This is a genomic window from Lysinibacillus sp. NPDC094403, from assembly GCF_050278745.1.
Taxonomy (GTDB): domain Bacteria; phylum Bacillota; class Bacilli; order Bacillales_A; family Planococcaceae; genus Lysinibacillus.
Genome location: NZ_JBNNTL010000002.1, coordinates 92555 through 116671 on the forward strand (window position 1 = coordinate 92555; position 24117 = coordinate 116671).

A 24117-nucleotide genomic window follows, 5' to 3' on the forward strand; every position below is an offset into this window, starting at 1 on the left:
TCTTTCATTGTGTGTGATCCAGATGAAATATACTAGGGGTTTGTCCAATAAACTATATAGAAACACTATTTTCAGAATAGTGAATTTGTAGAGGGTCACTTATTATTATAAGTGACCCTTAGTAACAAGCCTCGGAGGTGTAAGACTAAACCATCTTACATTACTAAAATATGATACGATGTTATTCTTGCATAGTTAATTGCCTGAGAAATAGTTTAAAAATATTAGTTCGTCATTTTAAAGGCATAAAAGCTGCGGGATTTAATTGTTCAGATTCTATTACGATTCCTGTCAATCCATTATCCGTTTTTGTTTCATGCCATTCACCCTTTTCCCAAAAAACTGCATCTCCAGGCTGGACTTGAAAATATTGCTCCTGTTCACTTCTTACATATCCTTTGCCTTCTAAAATTAAAAGAAGCTGGGGAACTGCCGCTTGATGATAGCCAATAACACCGTTTTCTTCTAAATACATACACCCGATACTAGCTGGTGCTTCCGTGTTAATGATCCGAGACATAATGAAATTTGATTTAAACTGTGTTATGTTTTTCCCATTTTCTTTAGACAATTGATAAAATTTCATTAGATTCCTCCGAACTTAACTTATTTTTTTACAGCATGAACGTAATGAATCGTTTCAAAGGCTGTTAAATAATCTTCTCGATTGTCAAAATAAAGCTCATTAATTGTATCTGGCGATAGGTGTTCATAAATAAGCATGCCAGAGTTTTCTAACATTTTTTCCATCTCTTCGTAAGTAAAACACGATTTCATCGGTTCACCACTTGCTGCAGCCATTTTCACCATATTATCTACTCGATTTGAAACTCCTTTTTCTTCAAATAATTTTTCATCTGCATAATCCAATACAATGGAACTTCCCGAAGGTACATTGGCAAACAAATGATCGATTAAGCTTGAGATTTCCTCTTTCGTTAAATAATATGAAACACCTAGCAGACTAAAGAAAGTCTTTTTATTATCAAAGCCGCTATCTATTAGATTTTGAGATGAAAACTTTTTTGTGAAATCCATCGAAACGAAATGTACATTACTAGGAAGCTTTAAATTAACTTCAGTCAACCTACTCTTCTTAAATTCCTGTGTTGCAGGGTGATCAATTTCAAAGATTTCTAAAATGTTTTCAAATTCAGGATGTCTTAAGCTGAAAGTATCTAACCCTGCTCCGAGTATGACATACTGTTGTAAACCTAACATGATTTCATTTTGTAAAACTTTTTCACAATATGCTGCACGTGCCAAGGGTGTAGGGGAGAGCTGAGTTTGCACAATCCATTTTAATAGCTCTTCAGTTTGTCCATTTAGTTTTTCTGCGATTTCTTTGTTAAAAAACTGGATGCCTTGAACCATATTTGTTTGAATGTCATTGAACTCTTGTTGTGTGATTAATTCTTGAGCTAGGTAGTCATTAAAAATTTTAGGGGTATCGAATTGACTATGATAAGCTCTACTAAAAGCCGAGATTAATGAAGTTAAACTGGATTCACCTTTATTCATGCAAATACACTCCTTCAAAAAAAAATAGGATTCCCCTGGCCAGGAGAATCCTATTGTATAAATAAATTACTTAAAAGTAAATTATTGCATAAAAAAATTTTTTTGTCAAGTATTATGTGTTAGAGAGCAACTGAGTAAAGAAATCTACCTAATCGAATTTTTGGATAAATATTTTACCGTTCGGTTGAATTTCTGCATAGAAAACTTCTTCGATTGAGTGGATATTTACCTTTTTTAATTCGTTATCTAACCATTCTCTACTTTTTCCAACTTCCAGTAAATTTTGTGGCAATAGTTTCCCATCTGTGATTACTTCAATGGGTATAAATGTCGGAAGTGAAGGGAAGATTTTTAAATCTATCTTTTGCGTGCTTTGAAATTCTGGCTTTTTCAAAATACTAAGCATGCCATTTGGTTCTAATATTGCATAGTCAATTTCTGTAATTGAAAAAACTTGATACTGTCTAATCATCATCGTAAGGTCATCAATATTAATTTTAGTGCTGGCTAAAGCTTTTCTATCTATTTTCCCTTTTTTAATAACGATTGTCGGTTGTCCATCAAGTAATGTTCTTGCTTTTCCAGATTTTAGAGCGATGTAACTAATTAAAGTAGTAAGCGCACACCAAACAATTAAGCTTACTAAAAATTTTGTGTATACAATTGTTTTTAAAACTACCATATTGGCTGCCATTGAACCAATTGTAATGCCAGTTACATAGTTAAAGAAGGTTAAGTGACTCAGTTGTTTCTTACCTAAAAACCTCGTAAATGTCAGAAGAACAAAAAAACTAATAATCGTTTGAACAACTACTTGTAAATAACTTGTGTACAAATTCCCCCACTCCTTATCTAATCCTTAGAATACCCAATGAATTTTTAAAAGATACTCCAATAAATTAATAGAGAGAATTTGAATTTACATTTCATCAATAATATAACAAAATCAGTGCATTATTGGATCTTCATCATAACGTAGGGTTGATTTCCGTTCCGACTGGGTGCTTTTATCGCTGCCGCTTCGCTTTCGCGCAGAGCAGAGCTTCCTGGGGGCGTCCGATGAGCCGCTTCATTCGCGTTGCTCGCTCCAGGGTCTCGGGCCAACAGATGTTTTTTGCGCGAAAGCGTAGTGTTAACGTAGCGGCAGCAAAAGGGGTTCATTCTGTGCGAAAGCGTAGTGCAACGAAGCGACAGCAACAGCACCGATGTTGGTCACGAAGGCGTTATCACAGGATGTGATGGTTTTAGCCTTCGTTCTTCTATTGCTGATCCCCAAGGAGTCACCCAGTCTCCACTCCAATCAACTTATTTGTATAGTATACGTTTTAACAAATTGTATTTCTTATTTTCAGGAAAGAACTTAGTATCAATAATGGAAAATACAGTAGGTGTTTTGGTAATATAAGTATTATTTGATTAAAAGGAGAGTTTTTATGAATTCTAGAGTTCCTACTCAAGTTCTAAAAATTTTAAATGAATATATAACACTATTTCAAAATAAAATACCGAATACGCTTGAAGGGTTCTATTTACATGGTTCAATTGCTCTGGACGCTTACATAAACGGTTCTAGTGATATCGACTTTATGACAGTTGTAAACAGATCCTTAACCGAAGAAGATATGAAAGTAATATCAGATCTTCATAAAGAATTAAATCGAAAATATAAAGATATAGGGATGGACGGATGTTATTTATTAGTTGGGGATGTTGGGAAGAGACAACGTGAGGTAAACGGATGTTTAAACGTAAATGAAGGTAAAATAAATTGGGGTAATGATGATATTAACCCAATTACGTGGTGGATTTTAAAAAATAAAGGGATTACCATTTTTGGACCGGATATAGCTACATATAACTTCATTGTAGATGAAAGAGTGCTAAGTAATTATGTTTTAGAAAATATGAACAGTTATTGGTCGAATAGATTGAAAAAAATAAAAAAATATAAAGCATTTTTAATACCAAATAAATTAGTTGATGAAGAAGTAGAGTGGTCAATTACAGGGATGTTACGACAATTTTACACACTGCAAGAACATGCGATTGTTTCAAAAGTAGATGCTTGTAAATATGCAATACATAATTTACCAGAAGAATTTCACAATATTATTTACGAAGCCATTAGTATTCGAGAAGGTTCCAATTTACGTTATTGTAAATCGAAAAAACAACGCATTGATGATACTATTCAATGTATGGATTATATACTTAAAAATTGTAGTAATATCAAAAAATAGTGAATGGTTTCAGTTCATCTGCCATTACCGTTTATGGAAAAAATATGATAAAATTAATTGGTCTTAAATGACAATTTCATTTAGGGGGGTAGATATTATGAAAAAAAATAATGTTAGCGTAATAAACAAAAAGGGGAAATCGTCTAACTAAAATTTTATATAGCGTTTCCTCAAATTGAAAGGGGAAAATTATTTGAATCAAGCATTACTTATTATTGATGCTCAGCAAGAATTAATGGATGGTAATGAGAAAGAAAAAGCAGTTTTTAATAAAGAACATCTTATTAGAAATATCAATTTAGTCATTGACAAAGCAAGGAAATCCGATGTACCAGTCGTCTTTGTAAGGGATCTCGATGTTGCTGAAGGTAAAGGGACAGGGTTCGATATTCATAATGGCATTAGCGTACCTAGGGAAGCAAGAATTTTCGATAAAAAAGCAACAAATTGTTTCCATGGGACTGAACTGCTAAATCATTTACAATCGCAAGATATTAAACATGTAGTTGTGATGGGCTGCTCGACGCAGCACTGTATCGATAGTGCAGTAAGAACTGCGACTATTAGTGGTTTAGATGTCACATTAGTAGGTGATGGGCATTCAACAGCGGATAGTGATGTTATAAGTGCAGAACAAATTATCAAACATCATAATCATACACTGCATGGTCATTATAATGTCGAACATTTTTCTATTGTTAGAAATTCAGAAGAAGACTTGTTTCAACCTACACATGATTCGTATAGATAAGAAAAAGTATGTAAAGGCACTCATTTGATGGGTGCTTTTCTTTTTGGCCATTTAACATTACCTTAAATAGAATAGATTTTGCGCAACTAAAGCTACTAAGGGATCTAATATATGTACAAAATTTGATTTTAAGAAAAAGTATGACCGTTTTAGTAAGCTAAATCGCTGACATAGTCTTTGCTTTTTAGTTAAACGCAATAACCAGTTCATGAAACACAGACATTTGTTGTTAAGATAAGGAAAAATAAGGTCAGAGATTATTGTATATAATACCACTTATTGCAAAATACGTTCAATACGTTTAATATATATTAAACGTATTAAATATAAAGAGGTGTACGATATGGAAAACACTTTATTAAACGATCAACAGAAGGAATTAATAGAGGATTTTGGAACTTACATAGAATCCTCAGGTGGTGCAAGGACACTTGGAAAGATATGGGGGTACTTGTTGATATCGAGTACGCCAAAGTCACTTGATGATATGGTAAGTGACTTGCAAATTAGTAAAGGCATGGCATCATTGTCCGTTCGACAAGGAGTTCAAATTTCTTTATTTCGAAAAGTAGGGATTCCTGGTAGCAAACGAGATTTCTATCAACTACATTCAGACGCATGGACATCGACTTTGCATACGAGCATTGCACAAGGCGCAATGATGGCACAATATTTGCGTAGAGCGAAGGAGCTAGTTCTTGAGGAACAAGCTGTATCAACAATCGATGAGAGTATCGAGTTTTTTGAATTTGTGATCCAACAGACAGAGCAAATTTTAGTTCAGTGGGAAAAGAGAAAGGATAGTAAAACAAAGTAGGGGGAGTCTTTATGCCAAAAGTTAAAGCGAACGGTATCACAATCCATTATGAAATTAGAGGTCAAGGGACGCCTATTTTGTTTTTGCACGGCAGCGGAGCATCATGGAAAATGTGGGAGCCTCAATTTGAAGCATTCTCATCACGCTATCAAATGATTATGCCCGATTATAGAGGGCACGGTGATTCGACAAAGGAATTTCCTAATAATAAATATGATCATCATATCATTGTGGAGGATATAAAATGTTTTTTAGATGTACTTGGAATTAGCAAAATTAATGTCGTCGGTGTATCACAAGGCGGTCAATTGGCTACGCTGCTTGCAATAAAGTACCCAACATACGTAGACAAACTCGTAATCTCTAATAGTTATAGTGAGATGCCAACACTCGCTGCTAGCTGGGTATTGTCAATCTCAAATTTTATATTTAGTCTACTTCCGTACCGAACAATTATAAATATCATGATGAAATTTTATAAGGAGGATCCTTATACACAACGGATTCTAAGAGATTCTTTTTCGATTGATAAGAAGATGTTGCTTGCAATGAAAAAAGCACCATTTCCAACTCATACTGATCAATTACATCGAATAAAGTCACCTACGCTTGTAATGGGTGGCGAAGGGAAAATGATTACAGGCGTTGATGAAGGGAAAGGATCCCGAACTATTTTCAACCATATTGAAAATGCAAAACTAGCATTATTCAAAAATGCATTCGATCCTTTAAGTACGATGCGCAGAGATATTTTTAATGAGATGATCATTGACTTTCTAGAGGATCAGCCTTTACAGCAATATAAGGATGTTGCTATGTTTAACAAATAAAATGTAGATAGAAAGGCGGGATAGTATGACCATATATATTGCTCTACTTAGAGGAATTAATGTAGGCGGGCATAATAAAATCATCATGGCAGAATTAAGAAGTTCTCTTGAGCAATTAGGATTACATAATGTGAGGACATATATCCAAAGTGGAAACATCCTTTTTGAATCAGGCGAAATCGAGGAGCTTTTGCAAAAGATTATTCACGAAAAAATTAAAGAGGATTTTGGCATTTCCAGTGATGTTGTTATTAGGACAGCAGAAGAAATACAGCAAATTATTAGTCATTCCCCTTTTTCAGATCAAGAGATTTCAGAAGCGAAACAATCATGTAAGGGGGAATGTTTGCATGTTGCTTTTTTGCCGACAGCTCCTTCTAAGGTCAATAGTGACAAGTTTTTATCGTATACAAGTGATCAAGAACTCAGTGTCATAAATGGAAGAGATGTCTATCTTTTATTTTATGACAGCATTCGGAATTCCAAACTTGGTAATAATATAAAAAAGCTTGAGGTTCCAGCTACTGTGCGTAATTGGAAAACACTCATGAAGCTTTCAAGTATGGTCGAAGAAGTCAAACATAAGAAAAGTGAATAACATTTTTTAAAGCTTTATTTAAAATCTAATAAATCGAAGTAGCCTCTTGTAATTACATCGCATAAATTGAAAACTTCCGGGTTTGTTCAGAATTTGTTTAGAATTATGTGGTAAACTTATAATGTCAAGGTTAATAAATGAACACGCATAAAAAAGTCTAGGTATTCACAAATCTTTTGTGAGCCTAGCTTTTTTGTGTTGATGAATGGAACAGAACCCCGAATGTTAGTAGTTTCTAACATTTGGGGTTCTGTTTATTTTGTAGATTTCCCCTACGAGAGATTTGCAATTAATAAATTTGTAAGGAATGAGTAAGAAAAAAGAGATGATCGATTCGTACAATTAAAGTACATGAAAGGGGTCGTTTTAGTGTAAACAGGTTTGTGAAGAAAGGTGTAAGGGAACTGGTCGTAAAAGCTTGCTTGTGAAGACTAATCGGAGGGAAAGAAGAAAATACCCACCAATAAAAGTTTCACATGAAATATCAGTTACTTTGCAAATAACACTCAATAGGAATGCCATTGAGATTGAAAGTATCAATAAAAAAACGCTGCTCTTATGAGGAGTATGTCTTAAAACAACGAACGGAGAGAGAATCCATGCTTAAACTGATGGAACTAGGATGGAAAAAATTTCACTTATCTAACTATTTTATAAGAATAATCATTTGTATTGTGGCAACCATCTTCCCGGTTGGTCTTATGCCATGGGGAGGTAAAGTAGAAAGTGGACTGATGTTTACAGAGTATATTGGACAAATATCAATATTGAACATTCTTATTAAAACAATATTGATCATTATTTTAGCTGTTATTTTAATTCGTTTAAAAATGGATGAATACAAGAATCATTATAGTCCACCAATATTCAACATAATGAGTATTGTTTATATCATCATACAATAGGCTAATAAATTGAAGAGGAGAGATGATGCAATGTTAAAGTTACTAAAGCTGGAAATGAAGAAATTTAATTTACATTGGTATGTAAAAGGTGCGATTATCGCAAACATCATTATAACAGCAGTAGTGTGTTCCGTTATTTATATAGCACAAAGAGAAGGTGATTTACCCATTTCAACGTATCAAGATGTTTATGTACTGATAGGCGCAAGCGTGAGAGCAACGTTTATTGTGTTTGCCTCTGTATTAATTGCGAAACTAGTTATTGAAGAATATAAAAACAGGACAATTTTGATTATGTTCTCTTATCCTATTAGTCGGAAGAAGCTGATCGCTAGTAAACTGACCTTGATAGCTTTCTTAACGGTTAGCACTATGATAGTGTCTAATATCGTTGTGGCTGGTCTATTTTTTATCATTAATATTTATATTCCTATCGTTCCATTTACATTAACTGCAAATCAGTTCATAGGTGAAGTCATAAGCATGGTTCCATTTGCTATTGCCTCAACAGGAACAAGCTTAATCCCTTTGTATTTTGGGATGCGTAACCATTCTGTTCCTGCCACTATCGGTTCATCGTTACTCGTTGTGGCAATTGCTTGTTCTTATAACCCAGAAATTTCTTTAGTGACCTTCATTCCACTTCAATTAGGACTTGCAGCAGTTGGAGTAATAATTGCATATCTAGGTATTCGTAATACTGAAAACGTGGATGCGATTTAAAGTGGTCAACAAAATCAGAAGACCTAAGTGGAACGGAAGAGATTTTGTAATAAATACGACAGAAATAAGCATGGATTTGCGCTTACAAAAAATGTGAAAATAGGAGGCAACAAGAAATGGGAATGATTATAGGCATTATTTCAGGTGCAGTTTTGGGTGTGATCTTATTATTAAGCAGCATGATTTCAATTTGGAATAGTAAGAAAAAACAACAAGAGAATCGCTATGCGGTATGGATCATGGTAGCAGGTTTTATAGCGTTAATTACAGCTGGAAATAATGCTTTAAGGTATTTCTTATAAGGAGTTATATGTTGGCTCAAGACAAATGTTGAAGGGGATATTTAACGACTTGGATGTTCTATTTGTGTCACTTTAGGAGTTATTTTGCACCTGTTTTAAGCGCTATTTTGCAATATAAATAAATATAAAAAGTCCAATTTCTCAACATTAAAATTAAGAAATGGGACTTTTATCATTACTTCGGAATAGCTGCTGTTTGCTGTATAATCTATGCTTTTTTAATTCAACCACTTTGGACACGGTTCAAATCATTGAAAATTAATTACCAAGCAGTTGGATGCCACGCCAATCGCTTACATCGCATTGGCCATATTCATTGCCACCCACTGCAACCACCGTGCCGTCAGATTTAAGCCCAAGAGTATGAGCACACCCTGCCGCAACTGCCACAATATCGTACCAGTCGCATACATCGCATTGACCGTGCTTATTCATACCCACAGCCGCCACAGTACCGTCAGATTTAAGTCCGATGGTATGATAACTTCCTACCGATATCGCCACCATATCACTCCAGTCACATACATCGCATTGACCGTGCTTATTCATACCCACAGCCGTAACTGTGCCATCCGATTTGAGCCCTACGGTATGTAGGTAACCCGCCGCAACCGCCACTATACCGCGCCAATCGCTAACATGACATTGGTGATACCTATTTATACCCACAGCCGTAACCGTGCCATCCGATTTAAGTCCGATGGTATGCCAGTCACCTGCTGCAATCGCTACAATATTATGCCAGCCGGTTACATTGCATGCACCTTCATTATTTCGGCCCACCGCTACCACCGAACCATCCGATTTAAGCCCAATGGTACGACGCCACCCCGCCGCAACGGCTTTAATATCATGCCAGTCATCTACTTCACATTGTTCATGCTTATTCCAACCCACAGCCACCACAGTACCATCGGATTTAAGACCGATAGTATGAGCATTACCGGTGTTCGTCGCCATATGAACATTACCAGCCGCAATCGCCACAATATCGCGCCAACCGCTTACATCACATTGGCCAAATTTATTATCACCCACAGCCATCACCGTTCCGTCAGATTTAAGCCCAACCGTATGACGATGCCCTGCCGCTATGGTATCCTTTGGAACTAATCTTTTCAATTCTTTCACATTCCTTTCCAAAGCGCCGTTGCGTTCAATTATTTTGGCATGCTCACGAAAAAACTTGTTCTACAAAATGGCCCGATTGCTGAACAATAAAACAGTGCCCTTCCTTTCTTTTATTATAGCTTATAAGACTTCAAATTTTTAAAGGTTTATTATTTGTACCAAAACTCATTCCAAAAGTGACATTCTATTTGATAAGAAAAAATTATGGGTTTACATAATAAATCATATATTCCCTTTATGTTCTGTATTTGATAACGTAAAAGAAAGGAGGCGGAAAGATGAGAATTTTTGATGCACACTTTCACATTATTGATTTTGATTTTCCTATTTCTGAAAATCAAGGATATGTACCACCTAGCTATGTTGTTGAAGATTACCAAAATGAAACAGCAACATACAAGATTGTAGGTGGTGCAATTGTTTCAGGTTCTTTCCAAGGTTTTGACCAAGATTATTTGGTCAATGCTTTAGAGAAAATGGGTTCTGCATTTTGTGGTGTTACGCAGCTACCATTTTCGATGACAGATGATGAGATTATGGATTTACATAAAAAAGGTGTACAGGCACTTCGATTCAATGTGAAGCGTGGTGGCTCCGAAGATTTATCTAAGCTCGATTACTTTGCGAGACGTGTTTATGATTTAGCTGGCTGGCATAGTGAACTATATATAGATGCAAAAGATTTGCCTGAAATTGCCTCAACGATTGAAAAATTACCGGCGATATCTATTGATCATTTAGGGTTATCCGAGGAAGGCTTACCTCATTTGTTGCATCTCGTAGAAAAAGGTGTACGAGTAAAGGCGACAGGTTTTGGTCGTGTGGAGCTCGATGTTGAACATGCTTTGAAATCTATTCATGCTGTCAATCCAGAGGCATTAATGTTCGGCACAGATTTGCCGTCTACAAGAGCGAAAAGACCTTTTGCTTATGCAGATATTGAACTAATTCAAGAATTATTTGATTCCAAGTCAGCTGAGAAAATTTTATATCAAAACGCGATGAATTTTTATTTCAAGTGAGTTGCTAAAAATACTGTTTTTCTTCATTCCTAATGAAATTTTAGAAATAAATCGTTAATTGCCTTTCACAATCAAATGTGAAGGGCTTTTATTTTGTTCTGTGAGATTATTTAATAAGATTGAAAAACAGACAACAGGTATAGAGCGTTAACTACATTAATACTCGTTGTCAACAGTTTGTAATGGTCAATAGTTAGTTTAAACTTTGAGCATTGTTATTTTCTCTAATAACATTTTCTTTCTTTATATTTGCAATAAATACACCTATTAAAGTAATAAAGCCACCTGTTACGGCAGAAAAATGCGGAACCTCAGCAAGCCAGATCCATGCGATAAGAAATGCAAAAACAGAGGTTAAGTAAAGTGTACTTGTTGCTTCAGCTGCTCCCGTTCGTGAAGTAACAAAGGCTAGCGTAAAATAAGGAATGATTGTTGGGAAAATGCCAAGATACACAATGACTAATGTTGCATTTATCGGGGCATCCATTATTGCTTCACCTAGTCCGGGTGAAAATATCAACATGAAAATAGTGCCAGACCAGATTGCGTACATTGTAAAGGGGATTGGCCCATATTTCTTAAGATAATGATGTTGAAAAACAAAGTATATACTTTCTGAAAGAGATGCTACTAAAACAATAATAATCCCGGTATTAAATGAAAAGCTTGTAGTTGAACCTCCTACGGAAATAAATGCTACACCACAAAAACCAACCAGGGAGCCTACCCATCCCCATAATCCAAGCTTCTCACGATAAAAGATTACAGCTATCAGTGCGGTGAATATCGGTGTTGTAGAAACAAGTAAACTTGCAACGCCGGCACTAATCGTTTTCTCTCCATAATTTAATGCTATTTGATACACGGAGAAACCTAAAAAGCCAAGTAATAATATAATTGGTAAATCTTTCAATGCAGGTAAAGGGATTTTTGTGATAACTGCTATAATTATTAATACGAATGAGCCGATTAATAATCGTAAAAGTGATATGTGTTCAGGGGAATATGCCGTCAATGCAACTCGTATTCCTGGAAAAGCTGATGCCCACAAAATAATTGTTATGAAATGAGCAGATATAATTTTGAAATCTAATGTTTTTAACATGAATACACCTCGTTTTTCTTTATCAAACAATAAATGGATGTTTTTAATGTTAATAGGACTTTGGTGAAATTTCTTCAACAGGTTAAAATAAAAAAAACCAACCAGTTTGAATGGGGTATACATAGGAGAGTACATATGAAAAAGCCAAAATATCAATTGATTATTGATTTTATAAAAGAAAAAATTGCTAAGGGAGAGTGGGCAATAGGAAGTAGCATACCAAGTCAACGTAATCTGGCAAAACAGTTTGAAGTTAATCGTAGTACAGTTATAACTGCATTAGAGGAACTAATGGCAGAAGGACTAATTGAAGGTAAAGCAGGGAAGGCAACAGTGGTCACCAATAATACTTGGACTTTGATGGGGGCAAAATCTTCGACTAACTGGAATGAAAATATCACTTTAGGAATTCATAAACCTAGCGTTTCTATGGTACAGGAGATTAACGAAGCGGAATCGAATACGAATCTTATTCAACTGAGTAAGGGAGAATTATCGCCTGAGATGTTTCCGTTAGAAGAGATGAAATTCATTGTTCAAAAGGTATCAAATCAATTGACCTCTTTTGGATATGAAGAACCAAAAGGAAATATAAAATTACGCCAAGCAATTAGTGATTATTTAAATGTAAGAGGAGTCGAAGCATCTCCGTCGTCGATTCTTATAGTTTCTGGTGCGCTCCAAGCTCTACATTTAATTTCAATTGGACTCCTAAAAAGAGGTTCAACGGTATTGTTAGAAATGCCGTCCTATCTTTACTCGTTGACTGTTTTTGAGTCTGCGGGGATGGAGTTGCAAGGATTAGCGATGGACAATGAGGGGATAGTAATAGATTCAATTTACCCGATAAAGGAAAAAGGAAAGAATATTATTTATACGATTCCAACCTTCCACAATCCAACAGGTGCCTTAATGCAAGAAGACAGACGAAAAAAATTAATGGCATATTGTGAAAGAGAGCAACTGCCAGTTATAGAAGATGATGTGTACCGTGATTTATGGATTGACAATCCACCACCTAAACCACTGAAAGCAATGGATCATTACGGAAATGTATTGTATGTTGGAAGTTTATCAAAAACCCTGAGTCCAGGATTACGAATTGGTTGGGTAGTTGGTTCGGAGTCAGTCATTAATCGATTAGCAGATTTGAAAATGCAATCTGATTATGGATCTAGTACGCTTTCCCAGCTCGTTGCAGCAGAGTGGTTATCTAGTAATTTATATGATGGTCACCTTGATAAGGTAAGAGAACAACTTCGGATTCGAAGAAAAGTTGCTTTAGATGCAATGGACAAATTTTTAAGCCCATACGCTACATGGGACATCCCAAAAGGTGGATTGTTCATTTGGGTCAAAATTAAGCCTGAATTTAAAGTAAATAGGCTATTTGAGAAAGCATTATCCTGCAATATCCTTCTTAATCCTGGTAGTATTTATGCTGAAAAATCAGGACAGTTTATACGAATCTCTTATGGGTATGCTTCACTCGATGAAATAAAAGAAGGCATATTCCAATTAAGTGAAATTATTAAAAATCAATAGAATTATTATGGAGCAGGATGGTTATAAAATTTCTTGAATGGAGGGGGCAAATGAAAATATTAAAGAAATTGCCGAAAAGTGACCCCAATCTACATTTAGATTTAGTTAGAAATGGCTGGGTTCCGATGAAAGAACCTAAGAATTTAATAAGTGTTATATTTTATCGATCCCTTTAATGATGGTCGCTTTAATGATCTCTATTGGAGTAATAAATATTTATTCCGGTATTTCTTTGAGCGATTTTGGATTTACATCTGGTGCGCTATCCATAACAATTAATTTTGGTATTATTTGGGGGATAGTTTTACTATTAATACTTCACGAATTGCTTCATTTGATGTTCATTCCTAATTTTATTAAATCAGAAAAAACTTCTGTGGGACTTACTCTATTTGGGGGTTTTGTCATTACGGAAGAAGAGATTTCAAAATCAAGATATTTGTTCATTACGATTATTATACTTTCAATAATTTTCCCACTAATTTTAAGTGTATTTGGACTCTTAACGACGACATTAAAGTTCCTGATTATACTAAACTCAATGGGATCGTCAGTTGATTTACTAAATCTTCTTCTAATAATGAAACAGGTACCGAAAAATGCAACTTTAACAAGTAATGGAGCAAACACTTATTGGAAAAAAGCTCAGACTGAACAAAAAGGGTAAAGATAACGAAAGTCATCTTAAAAGAAATAATACCGTTATAGAAACAAATGAAAGAGGAAGAGGAAATGAAATCAGCCCGAATGTTTAGTATTAAATTTATTAGTTAATCATCAGAAACTCACAGCACAAGAAATAGCCGAAAAGCTTGAAGTGTCAAAACGAACGATTTATCGCGATATTGAATCACTGAATTTAGCTGGAATTCCGATAGTAAGTTATCCCGGTCAAGGTGGAGGATTAGGAATTTTAGCCAATTATAAAATTGATAAAAAGTTTTTCTCCATTGATGAATTACAAACAATACTAATTGGTTTAGACGCACTGAATAATATTCATACAGAAAATAATATTGCTCATCGGACGCCTCAAGGAAGCTCTGCTCTGCGCGAAAGCGAAGCGTCAGCGGCAAATGTTTTCTGTAGCGAAAGCAAAGCGACAGCTACAAATGTTTTATCTGTGCGAAAGCGAAGCGTCAGCAACAAAGCGCCCAGTTGGAACGGAAATCAACTATACGTTATGATGATGGGCTATTTTTTTCGTTAGGCTAGACCTTTAATATATTTCGTCACATTCCCTAAACAACAACTACCTTGAGGATTGTTTACCTCACAGCCACAACGGTTTTCTTTTATATTTGCTCGAATATGTTCTAATGGATTAGGTGTGATTTCATTTTCAACATATTGCTTAATTTTTTCTTTAGTCCAATCAAAACAATAGCAAATCGGTGTACTTAATGAGTCATCCTTTTGATGTACATCTACCTTTATATCAGATAGAAGGTACTCTTTATTACTCGTATCAAAATAAACGACATGACAATCTTTAGTAGAACAAAAATAGTGATTTTCCATAGCATTTATAGATCCTAAGACAGATGGTTTCATCATTGATTTAATCGTGATTAGTTGTACATTTTTAGCTTTATTTTTGCAAGAAGGACAAACAATAGTGTTTTCATTTATAATTTTTTTATTGCTACTATCACAACAGTTTCCCATCATTTTCCCACCTTTACTTATTATTTTTAGTCCCTGAAAGTTTCAATATTTTGGTTAGGATTCATAATTCATCTTATATAAAGTATAAACGATTATGCTAAGGTACAGGAAATTATAATTATTTGATTCAACTAATCAGTTATCAATATCAACAAGATCGTGAACACGCATGAAAAAATGACGAGTTAATTAAATAAGTTGAACTTCAATAAAATTCTTTTACAATAGACGCTGTTAGGGCATATGTGCGTGGTCATGATTGGTTAACAGTAGATGAATTACTAAAAATGTCGAGACTCACTAATAGAATCCAAAAGCATACATAAGGCTACATTGCTAACAATGTGGACTGAAGATTTGTATGGAAGAATAATTATTCAACGAAAAAAGGGGAGATTTATAGAGTAGAAAATAGTAAAATATACAAGCTGATAGCCAAAAGAGTATTTGTTTGGGAATTTTACGAGTGTAAATGACAATGAACAAACACTTCGAGGTTCTTGTCAGAGGGATAATGAATTAAACGTGAAGGTGGGACTATTGGAATTGTTTATAGTAGCAATATTGATTACATTAATTTTCGGCAGTATTTCTTATATGCTGTTGAAGCATCCTGAGGGTGCTATACAGATGAGTTCCTTTTCAGATGAATTCAAAAAGAAACCATTTTTAAAAATGTTCCTAAAGTTTATAGGTTGGTGGTTTTTATTACTTGTGATAGCAGCGTGGATTGTTGCAATCATCTCCTTGTTTGAATGAGGTTATAAATTTTCTGAGGAAATTTGACTGAAAGAAAAAAGCCGTAGTAAAGTAATATGCTACAGCTAACAATTGATTATGCCCTTCTATGACTTTTCATAAAAGCATTATAATACATAGAAGGGCAAGTATAGCTATATTTGGTTATTAAACTCATATTGGAATATACACATGCGAAGGGCGTCACGATATTTACCTTCAGTAAAAAATTCTTCTTTAAGTTCTCCCTCAATATGAAATCCAGCTTTTTTATAAATGTAAATGGCTTTTTCGTTTTGTTTATCAACAATTAAATATAGTTTGTGTAAATTTAAAATATGAAAAGCGTATTTCATTGCCAAAATAGTAGCAGAGTAGGCATATCCTCTTCCTTGGGAATTAGGATCAATAATAATTTGAAATTCTGCATTGCGATGGATCAGGTCAATTTCAACTAATTCCACTAGTCCAAGAATTTCCTTTTCTTTTTCAACTATAAAACGTCTTTCACTTTGTTTATGGATATGCTTTTCAAATAAATCTTGTAGTTCTACAAAAGATTCATATGGTTCTTCAAACCAATATGACATGATTCTAGAATCATTATTTAATTTATGAACATATTTTAAATCTTCTCTTTCTAACGGTCTTAACTTGATACTTTCTGACATAATCGATGTTCCTCCTAAATTAATAAAAGTGTATGTTTTACATACAAACAATTATTCCAGTTATAAACTATAAGCTGTATAGTAACTATATAGTCAAGGAACCAACGAAAAAATACTTTTCAGAGGTATATGGTAAAATACAGCGGGGAAGGCATTCCGGAAAATGTATTGCTTCGTATCTTCAAACCTTTGAGTTTCCAATACAATTTAGTAAAAAGAAGGTAGATTAATATTTATGTTCTCAGGATTTGAATGGTTACCAAAAAAATGGGGGAAAAGAAAAGTTTCAGAACAGTTTCTTCAAGCAAAATTTGCTGAAGAAGGTAAAGGGATTACGATTAGCACTTATGCTATAGACTTATTTTTAATATCTATTCCTTTAGAAGTGAAAAAATATAATTCTCTTTAATTTCGGTAGAGTGTCAACTAATTGCGTTGACACTTTTTTCTATACAGCTTCTTTCAATGTTTTACTCTTAATTTGAAAGGGACGCATTTAAATAAGTTGTTTTTGTTTTAAAATACGAAAATAAAAAACATCCAATAATAACAATCAATCCCCCAATCCCTTGCGTCCAAGAAATGCTTTCTCCTAAAAATAAAAACGCTAAAAGTGCCGTGAAAATAGGATTGAAATTAAGGAAAACACCGGATGTCGTAGCCCCTAACTTTTGAATACCAATGCTCCAAAGTACCATACAAACGACAGTAGAGATAAAGCCTGTATATAAAAGGGATAGTATAAAAGAATGATTAACATTAGAAATAGTAAAATCCTTAAGGTTAAACGGCAATAGTACAAGAAGTCCAAATATTCCTGAATACAAATTAGCCATTAGTGGCGAGGTAGTTTTCATTGCCCATTTATTACAGACAGAATAAATACCCCATACACATACAGCTGCAAGCATCCATAAATCCCCCAAATTAAAATGAAAAGAAAATAATAGGTTGATGTTCCCTTTTGAAAGTACGAGAAGTACACCTAACAACGAAACTAGCATTGAAAGTGCTTGAAGTATATTAATCTTCTCTTTTAGAAAAATAAACGAAAAAAAGGCAATTGAAATTGTATTTAATGTTGAAATGAGGCCAACATTCGTCGATGTAGTTCTTTCCAATGCTAAAAATTGAAAGATATTGAACAATACCACACCTGTAATGCCCATTATCAATAAAGGAAGAAGGGCATCTCGTGAGGGAAGCAATCTTTTTTCTTTCCACCATACTATTGGAAAAAGTACAGCGACGGCAATGAGCCATCTTAAGCTCGTTAATGTTAACGGAGAGGCATGATTAACAAGAGATTTGGCAACTACAAAATTGCCTCCCCAAAGTAAACTAGTTAAAAGCATTAATAAAACATAGACATTCGGCAAATCACGATCTCTCCTTTTATTCTCGTATGTTAAATAGAGTATATATTAGATGAAAGAATCATAACATTTTTGCTTTTTTGGCAGTATAATATTTTGTATAATGAATAAAAATCAAAATAATAGTAAATTTAACGGAGTTTTACGGAATAAAATTGATAATGCCCGTCAGAAATAGCGGGATTTTCGAATAAAAAAAGGAGAGAAAATAGCATGAGAGATGTCGAAAGAAAATTGTTAGATAGTGTGGATACTCAAATACTAGATATTTTGCAGAGAGAAGTTCAAATTAGTAATGCAGAGATAGCGAGACGGGTGAATTTGTCCCCACCTGCAACCCATACAAGGATAAAACGTTTAGAAAGCGAAGGATTTATTGACAAACAAGTTGCCATTTTAAATCATGAGAAACTAGGATTCGATTTACTGTGCTACGTTTTCATGAGTACAAATATTCATCAAGCTAAGGAATTAGAAGCTTTGGAGAATGCCTTAAAAACAATGACCGAGATATTAGAATGTCATTGTTTAACAGGAGAGTATGATTATCTTTTAAAGGTTATTATTAGAGATCGAAAAGAATTAGATAGCTTTATTAGAAAATTAAATAGGCTGGGCATATCCCGCATTCAAACGAACTTATCTTTAAGAGAAGTTAAATATTCAACAGTCTTACCGATAGCAGAAGATGAACAGTAGAAGTTCTTCCGAGCAATATGGAAAAAATCTAGCACAGAAAGTAGGAGGTATTATGAAAACATTTATCTATATGGTACGACACGGAGATTCACCAAAAGAAGGCAATGAGAGAACGCGAGAATTAACTGAAAAAGGAAAATCAGACTCTCGACGAATAACTGACATCCTACAAAAAGAGGGCATTGATGCTGTTATTTCAAGCCCTTATAGTCGTTCAATCCTTACTGTTCAGAAAATAGCTCATCAAATAGAAAAAGAGGTAATTGTATTTGAAGATCTTAAAGAGCAAATATTTATTGCTGGAGATAAGCGAATTTCTGACAAGGAATTATTCCCTTTATTAGAAAAGTCATTTTCTGACCCAAGCTATGCTTTAGAGGGAGGAGAGTCGAATGCTGATTGCCAGCAACGTGCTATAAAAGTTTTAAAAGAATTATTAAACACCTATCAGGGACAGAAAGTAGTAATTGGCACACATGGGGCTATAATGACTTTAATGATGGGGTTTTATGATAGTAGATACGATTTGAACTTTTTATTACATACAACAAAGCCAGACATATACAGAATGGAATTCGATGGGCAAGAATTGGTCGATGTAAAAAGATTATGGGAGGTTTAAGCTCACGTAGAACCAGAAGATGCTGCTTATATTATTGAAAAAGTAGTTGGAATAGTTGGATTCTTTGGAGCATCTAGTATTGAAAGATTTGCTGCAGAAAGAGGAATAAAGGAGCAACAGAAGCTTTTAAAGTGATTTTCTATAACGATTGCTAGAGTCACTCATAAGCAAACATGAGTGACTTTTTTGTATTTTATAGAACCTCTTTCTATGCGGGGTTAAGAAAGAATAAATGAACGTTAAACGGTGATACCAAAATAGAAAGTTGTCAGTACCCCAGAGTAAACCACCAGTTATAAACTGGTGGTTCACATATCACTCCATCCATATCTATCGTGACGTCGCTATTTTGACATTACATTCCGTGAAATTATCTACTAGCCTTCCACATCAGTTAAGAATCAATGTGGGGCAAGTTTACCAAACCGAAGTTGTTCATATTTTGCACCACAAGTAAAGTTGAGTCTATCAAGTCCAGCAGTTCCAAGAAATTTTTGGACTGGAACATTCACTTCTCTAACGACCCAATCATAAACTTTCGGAAATACATAGGTCATAGTTTTCATCAATATAGTTCATATGTTAATCACCTCTAAACGGGGAATATCCGAGCCTACTAAGAGCTAATGCCATTTGGTAATATCCTCTACTATTTGGATGAATTCCTCCTGGTGATAATAAAAATTTTTCATTCCCCTTAAATACACTATAGATATCAGCTACTTTTACATTCAATTCCTGACCAAAACTGTTAATCAATGAATTAAACGCTCTAATTGCCTCATCTGCTATTGGAATATCGATAAATGGATTGTATAAATTTTGTAACCGTAAAATATATTTATCTTGTTTGTCTAGCTGGTGAATTTTTTTTAATATTTTTGAGATGTTATTCCCTGATTGTTTAATAGCTTGAGATATACTCTTTTCGTTTTTATTTATTAAGTATCCTTTAGCAGCGTTAATTAAATCATCCCCTCCGGCTGTTATCGTGATGATATTTGCACAATTTACAGCTTCCATAACAATCGGGGTGTCCAGCATAGCTAAAACATCCTCTGTCGTTGCTCCAGACCTTGCATATTTTTGATAAGAAATATGCTTTTTTAAAATTTGCTGGCTTAGACTTCTGTAATATTCAACAAACCCAGGATCCAAAAACAGCACACCGATACCCACAGTAAGGGAATCACCTAGCGCAAGATAACGTAAATGATTGAAATCCATATTTCACCTCAATTAATTAGTTATATCTTCTAATAATATTCAGTAAAAGATGAATGGGGAAACGATACCTAGACAAAGAATGCAATTGTCGCATATAGAATCAAAAAAAATTATAAAAAAGTCACGGCGTTTACAGAAACTACAGAATTTAGTAATAACGGTTTGCATGTAAAAGAGAAATCATTATTTATAACACAGGATACATATTGAGAATAAATTAAAGAAAACAAGTGAGCCAACATTTTTTTTGAATATAATGTTTGAAACTAAAAGAATTAGGGAGATGGAGTAGTGAGCAAAATAGACAAACGAAACAGATTAAATGAAGAACCGTTTGATTATCAAATAACGAAAAAAGGGACGGTAGTAATATATTACGAAAATAAACAGATTAAAATTATAAAGGATAAGGAGGCTGAGCGTCTTATCACAAGAATCAAAGAAGTTGAAGATAATATAACAGCATTACAGTTATTGTTAGCTAAAATTACCGGTAATTTCAAACGTGATAATGAGAAAATTGGAAAAAATAAAAGAAAATAAACTAACCTAACCCTTTACTTCACAAATTTGCACAGGTCAAATTGAAAAATTGAAGTACTACACAGGCTCCTTTATGGGGATAGTATGAAAGCAATTGAAAAGTACATTTAGCATAACAATTTTTATTAATCCGAATGCTGAAGTAGTTGAAAGGTTATTTTTGAATATTCCTTGACGGGAATATTCCTGTTTAGATATACTGTGATCACGAGGTGAGCGACATGTCAGGGAAAATTCCAGGTGTAGACATAACGACGTTGAACGCTTTGTCTGAAACAAATCGTATGAATATCGTCGAACTACTACGCCAGGGTCCTCTAACCGTAGGGGAAATTGCCGATCAGCTTGGATTGAGGCAACCCCAAACTTCAAAGCATCTAAAGGTACTTAGCGACAACGGGATTGTGGAAGTGCAGGCAGAAGCGAACCGTCGAATCTACAAGCTCCGGCCTGAGCCATTTCAAGCGCTGGATTCTTGGATACAGTCCTTCCAGTGTGTAATGGAAGAAAGATTCGATAATCTAGATGCGTATTTGAAGGTATTGCAGAAAAAAGAAGAAATATAAAATCATTTCATGATCATGGAGGAATTACAATGTCAAACAATTCAATGGTTTCAAGAGTAGAAAACGATCGTGTACTAATATTGGAGCGCGTTTTTGATGCACCCCGTGATTTATTATTCAAAATGTTTAAAGAGCCAGAGCATCTGAAACACTGGTGGGGGCCAAAGGGATGGGAAATTCCTGTCTGCACTGTTGATTTTCGTCCGGGAGGCGTTTGGCACTACTGTATGAAGTGCGTCGATCAAAACCTAGGTGAATTTTTTGGTATGGAAGCGTGGGGAAAAGGGGTTTATAAGGAGATTATCGAGCCAGAGAAGATCAGCTATACCGATTACTTTTCGGATGCTGAAGGTAATTCGGATGACTCCATGCCGACGACTGAGATTACATTGGAATTCGTCGATTTGGGTGGAAAGACTAAGCTGATCAATCGTGCAGAGTATATTTCTTCAGAGGCACTTAAGACTGTTATGGATATGGGCATGCTACAGGGCATCACAGAAACTTGGGATCGTTTGAGTGAGCATGTGCAGTCGCAGAAGTAGAGTTATCAACCGCTGATTTTAGTGGTTAGAAAAGTTTAGAATCATCAAATTTAAATATCAATGACACTATGTAGTAATAGTAACAAATTAATTTTTAGCCAATTTACGAATGCGATGCTTGAATAAAGGCATCGCATTTTGCATGTTTGATTGTTGGTTGGAGATTAATTTTGCCACGTTGCAAAAGGAACAAATCTATAACATGTACGATAGTTTGTAATTGAAAAATATGAAGTAAACTAGGAGGGTAGGACGGTTCAGTAAATATTTACTCACTGGCATGATCACGAGTAAACTAGCCAGCGTAACGCAAGAGGGAAAGGTGTATTTCTGGTTTTTAGCTTTTTTCCGTTGCATCTTTTTTCTTTCTAAGTAGCAATGCCGTGAATAAAAAACTTGCTACCCAGAAGGAAAAGAAAAAATTTTCAAGCAATGCAGAATTACCATTTTTAAAATAATCCCAAACTGTTGTAAATAAAAACAGTGTTACAAAGAAAGCGATATACAAGCATTTTCCGAATGTAGTCAATTAAAGCACCTCTATATGTAATATAAGTAAATTAAAATAAAGATTGTGTCTGTAGAATCACAAAATAACTATTAAAAGGTCACTGGATGGAATGACCCTAATTAACAAAAGGGGAGGCCGTGACGGTCAACCAGCGCCACAACCTAATAAGTGCGTGCGATACACTTAATATTAATCTGTACAAATTAAGGTTTCCTATACATTAAAAAAAGCCGCGGCGTCGACACACGCTACAGCTCGAATTGGTTTATGCCCTTTTACATTGAGTACGAAAACGGTGACAGTGAATTTGTTAATTTTCCAATCGAAGAATTAACGGGATTATTATCTTGATAACTGCCACATTATGTTGATTAAAAGAAAATAGAGCGATTATAATATCGTACTATGATCAAGTTATGGTTGAAAATTATTTCTTTCAAGTTCTTTGATGCGTTTTTCTAATTTCTTAATTTTCATGTCATTAAGAAGAGCGATGACTAAAGCTCCTGTGGCAAGGGTGGTAGCTGCGAATAAACTCATTGAAATACCTCCTAATATGTTTTAACTAATTATTAAGTATATTAACTAAAGTATAACAAAGAAAAAGCCGAGTGGGGGTAGTTAACGAGATTAGGTATCCAAACAGGCGCCACCCTTATGAGGATGAGCTATATTCATTCAGCTTCATTTATTAAATATTTAATTGACACTTATGGAATAGTAAAGTTTGAAAAGGTATATAACCAAAAGAATGTAGCGAAAAATAGAGGAAGTATATAGGAAAAATATTAGTAAGATGGAAAATGAATGGGTAAATTTTATAAAAAATAGTCAGGTACCAACAAATAAAGAGAAAATAAAAAAGAATAGTTCGGAATGTGCGGGATAATGAAGCATGTTATTTGAATGTGTTATGATCAAATTTGTGAAGAAATGTAAACTACCGTGTAGGATGGTTAAATGAGATAGGGGGGGCAGATGATGGATAACCAATTTTTCGTAGGTTGGGGTACATTAGCGTTGATAAATGCTGCACTTGCACAAGGGAAGAATAGAACCGGGTTAAATTGGTTTTTACTTTCACTTGTATTAGGTCCATTGGCAACACTAATTTTGTTATTTGTAGAAAAGAGACAGTAACACTACATATTCACAATAAAGGAGAGGTAGCGATATTTGAAAGTCATTCATTTAAATAATGAGTGACCTTTTGTTCGAATATAAAGTATTGCACCTGCTCGTTGCATGTTTATTTAACTAATAATTATGTGGTACCCCAGAAAGTACCCCACTTAAAAATGATTATATGAGTTTATATGGAATTAAGTTACTAATTCGGGAAATCCATTTTTATTTTAAATATCAAGGAAAGCATCCCACTATTTTTCAACGTTCCAATTCCTCTAGAACAAAAACCCCGCCAAATCAATATTTTTACGCTATAATGTAGGACGAGGTGAA

31 protein-coding genes and 1 pseudogene are annotated in these 24117 nt (G+C 34.5%); 21 read left to right on the forward strand and 11 right to left on the reverse strand.

Translation table 11 applies throughout. The annotated features are described in order from the left end of the window. Window positions 1-232: 232 nt before the first annotated feature. From ACQKMV_RS04645 to ACQKMV_RS04655, 3 genes are all read right to left on the reverse strand, one after another. On the reverse strand, window positions 233-586 hold the full coding sequence (locus tag ACQKMV_RS04645; protein WP_427502586.1) for a cupin domain-containing protein: 354 nt from the start codon (window positions 584-586) through the stop codon (window positions 233-235). Between the two features lie 20 nt (window positions 587-606). Beyond that, window positions 607-1521 carry a class I SAM-dependent methyltransferase gene (locus ACQKMV_RS04650; RefSeq protein WP_427502587.1) on the reverse strand — a complete coding sequence of 305 codons (915 nt, stop codon included), beginning with the start codon at window positions 1519-1521 and terminating at the stop codon, window positions 607-609. Window positions 1522-1669: 148 nt separating this feature from the next. Then, entirely contained in the window at window positions 1670-2356 is a 687-nt protein-coding gene (locus tag ACQKMV_RS04655; RefSeq protein WP_427502588.1) for a YetF domain-containing protein, read from the reverse strand. Window positions 2357-2954: 598 nt separating this feature from the next. Between ACQKMV_RS04655 and ACQKMV_RS04660 the strand changes: the two genes are divergently transcribed. The 8 genes from ACQKMV_RS04660 (at window position 2955) to ACQKMV_RS04695 (ending at window position 8687) form a co-directional block, all read left to right on the forward strand. Continuing rightward, a complete protein-coding gene (locus tag ACQKMV_RS04660) occupies window positions 2955-3761 on the forward strand; it encodes an aminoglycoside adenylyltransferase domain-containing protein (RefSeq protein WP_427502589.1) in 807 nt (268 codons plus the stop codon). Window positions 3762-3954: 193 nt separating this feature from the next. Beyond that, on the forward strand, window positions 3955-4512 hold the full coding sequence (locus tag ACQKMV_RS04665) for a cysteine hydrolase family protein (RefSeq protein ID WP_427502590.1): 558 nt from the start codon (window positions 3955-3957) through the stop codon (window positions 4510-4512). 343 nt (window positions 4513-4855) lie between these two features. Beyond that, complete coding sequence (locus tag ACQKMV_RS04670; protein WP_427502592.1) at window positions 4856-5329, forward strand: GbsR/MarR family transcriptional regulator; 474 nt, start codon at window positions 4856-4858, stop codon at window positions 5327-5329. Between the two features lie 11 nt (window positions 5330-5340). Beyond that, a complete protein-coding gene (locus tag ACQKMV_RS04675) occupies window positions 5341-6159 on the forward strand; it encodes an alpha/beta fold hydrolase (RefSeq protein ID WP_427502594.1) in 819 nt (272 codons plus the stop codon). Between the two features lie 25 nt (window positions 6160-6184). Further along, the gene (locus ACQKMV_RS04680) at window positions 6185-6757 is read left to right on the forward strand and encodes a DUF1697 domain-containing protein (RefSeq protein WP_427502595.1); all 573 of its coding nucleotides are present in this window, start codon (window positions 6185-6187) and stop codon (window positions 6755-6757) included. A 599-nt stretch (window positions 6758-7356) separates the two neighbouring features. Then, on the forward strand, window positions 7357-7662 hold the full coding sequence (locus ACQKMV_RS04685) for a hypothetical protein (protein WP_427502597.1): 306 nt from the start codon (window positions 7357-7359) through the stop codon (window positions 7660-7662). 30 nt (window positions 7663-7692) lie between these two features. Continuing rightward, entirely contained in the window at window positions 7693-8385 is a 693-nt protein-coding gene (locus ACQKMV_RS04690) for an ABC transporter permease (protein WP_427502598.1), read from the forward strand. Between the two features lie 116 nt (window positions 8386-8501). Beyond that, window positions 8502-8687: a hypothetical protein gene (locus tag ACQKMV_RS04695; protein WP_427502599.1), complete on the forward strand. Its 186-nt coding sequence runs from the start codon at window positions 8502-8504 to the stop codon at window positions 8685-8687. Window positions 8688-8945: 258 nt separating this feature from the next. Here ACQKMV_RS04695 and ACQKMV_RS04700 read toward each other — a convergent pair whose 3' ends face one another. Then, a complete protein-coding gene (locus tag ACQKMV_RS04700) occupies window positions 8946-9818 on the reverse strand; it encodes an RCC1 domain-containing protein (RefSeq protein WP_427502600.1) in 873 nt (290 codons plus the stop codon). A gap of 278 nt (window positions 9819-10096) precedes the next feature. Here ACQKMV_RS04700 and ACQKMV_RS04705 point away from each other — a divergent pair, with 278 nt between their 5' ends. Next, complete coding sequence (locus tag ACQKMV_RS04705; protein WP_427502601.1) at window positions 10097-10840, forward strand: amidohydrolase family protein; 744 nt, start codon at window positions 10097-10099, stop codon at window positions 10838-10840. Between the two features lie 193 nt (window positions 10841-11033). On the opposite strand, the gene ACQKMV_RS04710 is transcribed toward ACQKMV_RS04705, so the two are convergent. Beyond that, entirely contained in the window at window positions 11034-11945 is a 912-nt protein-coding gene (locus tag ACQKMV_RS04710) for a DMT family transporter (RefSeq protein WP_427502602.1), read from the reverse strand. A gap of 135 nt (window positions 11946-12080) precedes the next feature. Here ACQKMV_RS04710 and ACQKMV_RS04715 point away from each other — a divergent pair, with 135 nt between their 5' ends. From ACQKMV_RS04715 to ACQKMV_RS04725, 3 genes are all read left to right on the forward strand, one after another. Then, on the forward strand, window positions 12081-13490 hold the full coding sequence (locus ACQKMV_RS04715; RefSeq protein ID WP_427502603.1) for a PLP-dependent aminotransferase family protein: 1410 nt from the start codon (window positions 12081-12083) through the stop codon (window positions 13488-13490). Window positions 13491-13680: 190 nt separating this feature from the next. Then, complete coding sequence (locus ACQKMV_RS04720; RefSeq protein ID WP_427502605.1) at window positions 13681-14157, forward strand: metalloprotease family protein; 477 nt, start codon at window positions 13681-13683, stop codon at window positions 14155-14157. Between the two features lie 150 nt (window positions 14158-14307). Further along, window positions 14308-14700 (forward strand): helix-turn-helix transcriptional regulator, encoded by a 393-nt coding sequence (locus tag ACQKMV_RS04725; RefSeq protein ID WP_427502606.1) that lies wholly within the window; start codon window positions 14308-14310, stop codon window positions 14698-14700. On the opposite strand, the gene ACQKMV_RS04730 is transcribed toward ACQKMV_RS04725, so the two are convergent. Beyond that, window positions 14697-15158 carry a putative iron-sulfur cluster-binding metallochaperone gene (locus ACQKMV_RS04730; protein WP_427502608.1) on the reverse strand — a complete coding sequence of 154 codons (462 nt, stop codon included), beginning with the start codon at window positions 15156-15158 and terminating at the stop codon, window positions 14697-14699. The genes ACQKMV_RS04725 and ACQKMV_RS04730 overlap by 4 nt on opposite strands. Window positions 15159-15698: 540 nt before the next feature. On the opposite strand from ACQKMV_RS04730, the gene ACQKMV_RS04735 reads away from it, so the two are divergent. Beyond that, on the forward strand, window positions 15699-15917 hold the full coding sequence (locus tag ACQKMV_RS04735; protein WP_427502610.1) for a hypothetical protein: 219 nt from the start codon (window positions 15699-15701) through the stop codon (window positions 15915-15917). Between the two features lie 134 nt (window positions 15918-16051). Here ACQKMV_RS04735 and speG read toward each other — a convergent pair whose 3' ends face one another. After that, window positions 16052-16567: a spermidine N1-acetyltransferase gene (gene speG / locus ACQKMV_RS04740; protein WP_053484049.1), complete on the reverse strand. Its 516-nt coding sequence runs from the start codon at window positions 16565-16567 to the stop codon at window positions 16052-16054. Window positions 16568-16802: 235 nt separating this feature from the next. Between speG and ACQKMV_RS04745 the strand changes: the two genes are divergently transcribed. Further along, window positions 16803-16976 carry a hypothetical protein gene (locus ACQKMV_RS04745; protein ID WP_427502611.1) on the forward strand — a complete coding sequence of 58 codons (174 nt, stop codon included), beginning with the start codon at window positions 16803-16805 and terminating at the stop codon, window positions 16974-16976. 67 nt (window positions 16977-17043) lie between these two features. Here ACQKMV_RS04745 and ACQKMV_RS04750 read toward each other — a convergent pair whose 3' ends face one another. Further along, window positions 17044-17922, reverse strand: coding sequence for a DMT family transporter (locus ACQKMV_RS04750; protein WP_427503091.1), 879 nt, complete (start codon window positions 17920-17922; stop codon window positions 17044-17046). Window positions 17923-18156: 234 nt separating this feature from the next. Here ACQKMV_RS04750 and ACQKMV_RS04755 point away from each other — a divergent pair, with 234 nt between their 5' ends. The 3 genes and pseudogenes from ACQKMV_RS04755 to ACQKMV_RS04765 form a co-directional block, all read left to right on the forward strand. Beyond that, window positions 18157-18642 (forward strand): Lrp/AsnC family transcriptional regulator, encoded by a 486-nt coding sequence (locus tag ACQKMV_RS04755; RefSeq protein WP_427502612.1) that lies wholly within the window; start codon window positions 18157-18159, stop codon window positions 18640-18642. 52 nt (window positions 18643-18694) lie between these two features. Further along, window positions 18695-19264, forward strand: coding sequence for a histidine phosphatase family protein (locus ACQKMV_RS04760; protein ID WP_427502614.1), 570 nt, complete (start codon window positions 18695-18697; stop codon window positions 19262-19264). A 9-nt stretch (window positions 19265-19273) separates the two neighbouring features. Further along, a pseudogene (locus ACQKMV_RS04765) lies at window positions 19274-19399 on the forward strand (phosphoenolpyruvate hydrolase family protein); the annotation flags it as partial. A gap of 447 nt (window positions 19400-19846) precedes the next feature. Here the strand turns inward: ACQKMV_RS04765 and ACQKMV_RS04770 are convergent. Beyond that, entirely contained in the window at window positions 19847-20491 is a 645-nt protein-coding gene (locus tag ACQKMV_RS04770; protein ID WP_427502615.1) for a GDSL-type esterase/lipase family protein, read from the reverse strand. Between the two features lie 291 nt (window positions 20492-20782). Between ACQKMV_RS04770 and ACQKMV_RS04775 the strand changes: the two genes are divergently transcribed. The 3 genes from ACQKMV_RS04775 to ACQKMV_RS04785 all read left to right on the forward strand — a co-directional run bounded on the left by ACQKMV_RS04775 (window position 20783) and on the right by ACQKMV_RS04785 (window position 22145). Then, on the forward strand, window positions 20783-21034 hold the full coding sequence (locus ACQKMV_RS04775) for a hypothetical protein (protein ID WP_427502616.1): 252 nt from the start codon (window positions 20783-20785) through the stop codon (window positions 21032-21034). A gap of 221 nt (window positions 21035-21255) precedes the next feature. Continuing rightward, a complete protein-coding gene (locus ACQKMV_RS04780; RefSeq protein ID WP_427502617.1) occupies window positions 21256-21600 on the forward strand; it encodes an ArsR/SmtB family transcription factor in 345 nt (114 codons plus the stop codon). A 29-nt stretch (window positions 21601-21629) separates the two neighbouring features. Further along, a complete protein-coding gene (locus ACQKMV_RS04785) occupies window positions 21630-22145 on the forward strand; it encodes an SRPBCC family protein (RefSeq protein ID WP_427502618.1) in 516 nt (171 codons plus the stop codon). Between the two features lie 337 nt (window positions 22146-22482). Here the strand turns inward: ACQKMV_RS04785 and ACQKMV_RS04790 are convergent, their stop codons facing one another. Both ACQKMV_RS04790 and ACQKMV_RS04795 read right to left on the reverse strand, forming a co-directional pair. Next, entirely contained in the window at window positions 22483-22674 is a 192-nt protein-coding gene (locus ACQKMV_RS04790; protein ID WP_427502619.1) for an RNA polymerase subunit sigma, read from the reverse strand. A gap of 396 nt (window positions 22675-23070) precedes the next feature. After that, window positions 23071-23196, reverse strand: a complete 126-nt coding sequence (locus ACQKMV_RS04795) for a hypothetical protein (RefSeq protein WP_427424890.1) — start codon at window positions 23194-23196, stop codon at window positions 23071-23073. Window positions 23197-23637: 441 nt separating this feature from the next. Between ACQKMV_RS04795 and ACQKMV_RS04800 the strand changes: the two genes are divergently transcribed. After that, window positions 23638-23796 (forward strand): hypothetical protein, encoded by a 159-nt coding sequence (locus ACQKMV_RS04800; protein ID WP_427424889.1) that lies wholly within the window; start codon window positions 23638-23640, stop codon window positions 23794-23796. The last annotated feature ends 321 nt before the right edge of the window (window positions 23797-24117 follow it).

What these genes read in the sequence shown, in the direction of transcription:
- ACQKMV_RS04645 (WP_427502586.1), bottom strand. Translation starts at nt 586, where the DNA reads ATGAAATTTTATCAATTGTCTAAAGAAAATGGGAAAAACATAACACAG.
- ACQKMV_RS04650 (WP_427502587.1), bottom strand. Translation starts at nt 1,521, where the DNA reads ATGAATAAAGGTGAATCCAGTTTAACTTCATTAATCTCGGCTTTTAGT.
- ACQKMV_RS04660 (WP_427502589.1), top strand. Translation starts at nt 2,955, where the DNA reads ATGAATTCTAGAGTTCCTACTCAAGTTCTAAAAATTTTAAATGAATAT.
- ACQKMV_RS04670 (WP_427502592.1), top strand. Translation starts at nt 4,856, where the DNA reads ATGGAAAACACTTTATTAAACGATCAACAGAAGGAATTAATAGAGGAT.
- ACQKMV_RS04675 (WP_427502594.1), top strand. Translation starts at nt 5,341, where the DNA reads ATGCCAAAAGTTAAAGCGAACGGTATCACAATCCATTATGAAATTAGA.
- ACQKMV_RS04680 (WP_427502595.1), top strand. Translation starts at nt 6,185, where the DNA reads ATGACCATATATATTGCTCTACTTAGAGGAATTAATGTAGGCGGGCAT.
- ACQKMV_RS04685 (WP_427502597.1), top strand. Translation starts at nt 7,357, where the DNA reads ATGCTTAAACTGATGGAACTAGGATGGAAAAAATTTCACTTATCTAAC.
- ACQKMV_RS04690 (WP_427502598.1), top strand. Translation starts at nt 7,693, where the DNA reads ATGTTAAAGTTACTAAAGCTGGAAATGAAGAAATTTAATTTACATTGG.
- ACQKMV_RS04695 (WP_427502599.1), top strand. Translation starts at nt 8,502, where the DNA reads ATGGGAATGATTATAGGCATTATTTCAGGTGCAGTTTTGGGTGTGATC.
- ACQKMV_RS04705 (WP_427502601.1), top strand. Translation starts at nt 10,097, where the DNA reads ATGAGAATTTTTGATGCACACTTTCACATTATTGATTTTGATTTTCCT.
- ACQKMV_RS04710 (WP_427502602.1), bottom strand. Translation starts at nt 11,945, where the DNA reads ATGTTAAAAACATTAGATTTCAAAATTATATCTGCTCATTTCATAACA.
- ACQKMV_RS04715 (WP_427502603.1), top strand. Translation starts at nt 12,081, where the DNA reads ATGAAAAAGCCAAAATATCAATTGATTATTGATTTTATAAAAGAAAAA.
- ACQKMV_RS04720 (WP_427502605.1), top strand. Translation starts at nt 13,681, where the DNA reads ATGATCTCTATTGGAGTAATAAATATTTATTCCGGTATTTCTTTGAGC.
- ACQKMV_RS04730 (WP_427502608.1), bottom strand. Translation starts at nt 15,158, where the DNA reads ATGGGAAACTGTTGTGATAGTAGCAATAAAAAAATTATAAATGAAAAC.
- speG (WP_053484049.1), bottom strand. Translation starts at nt 16,567, where the DNA reads ATGTCAGAAAGTATCAAGTTAAGACCGTTAGAAAGAGAAGATTTAAAA.
- ACQKMV_RS04745 (WP_427502611.1), top strand. Translation starts at nt 16,803, where the DNA reads ATGTTCTCAGGATTTGAATGGTTACCAAAAAAATGGGGGAAAAGAAAA.
- ACQKMV_RS04750 (WP_427503091.1), bottom strand. Translation starts at nt 17,922, where the DNA reads ATGCTTTTAACTAGTTTACTTTGGGGAGGCAATTTTGTAGTTGCCAAA.
- ACQKMV_RS04755 (WP_427502612.1), top strand. Translation starts at nt 18,157, where the DNA reads ATGAGAGATGTCGAAAGAAAATTGTTAGATAGTGTGGATACTCAAATA.
- ACQKMV_RS04760 (WP_427502614.1), top strand. Translation starts at nt 18,695, where the DNA reads ATGAAAACATTTATCTATATGGTACGACACGGAGATTCACCAAAAGAA.
- ACQKMV_RS04770 (WP_427502615.1), bottom strand. Translation starts at nt 20,491, where the DNA reads ATGGATTTCAATCATTTACGTTATCTTGCGCTAGGTGATTCCCTTACT.
- ACQKMV_RS04780 (WP_427502617.1), top strand. Translation starts at nt 21,256, where the DNA reads ATGTCAGGGAAAATTCCAGGTGTAGACATAACGACGTTGAACGCTTTG.
- ACQKMV_RS04785 (WP_427502618.1), top strand. Translation starts at nt 21,630, where the DNA reads ATGTCAAACAATTCAATGGTTTCAAGAGTAGAAAACGATCGTGTACTA.
- ACQKMV_RS04795 (WP_427424890.1), bottom strand. Translation starts at nt 23,196, where the DNA reads ATGAGTTTATTCGCAGCTACCACCCTTGCCACAGGAGCTTTAGTCATC.
- ACQKMV_RS04800 (WP_427424889.1), top strand. Translation starts at nt 23,638, where the DNA reads ATGGATAACCAATTTTTCGTAGGTTGGGGTACATTAGCGTTGATAAAT.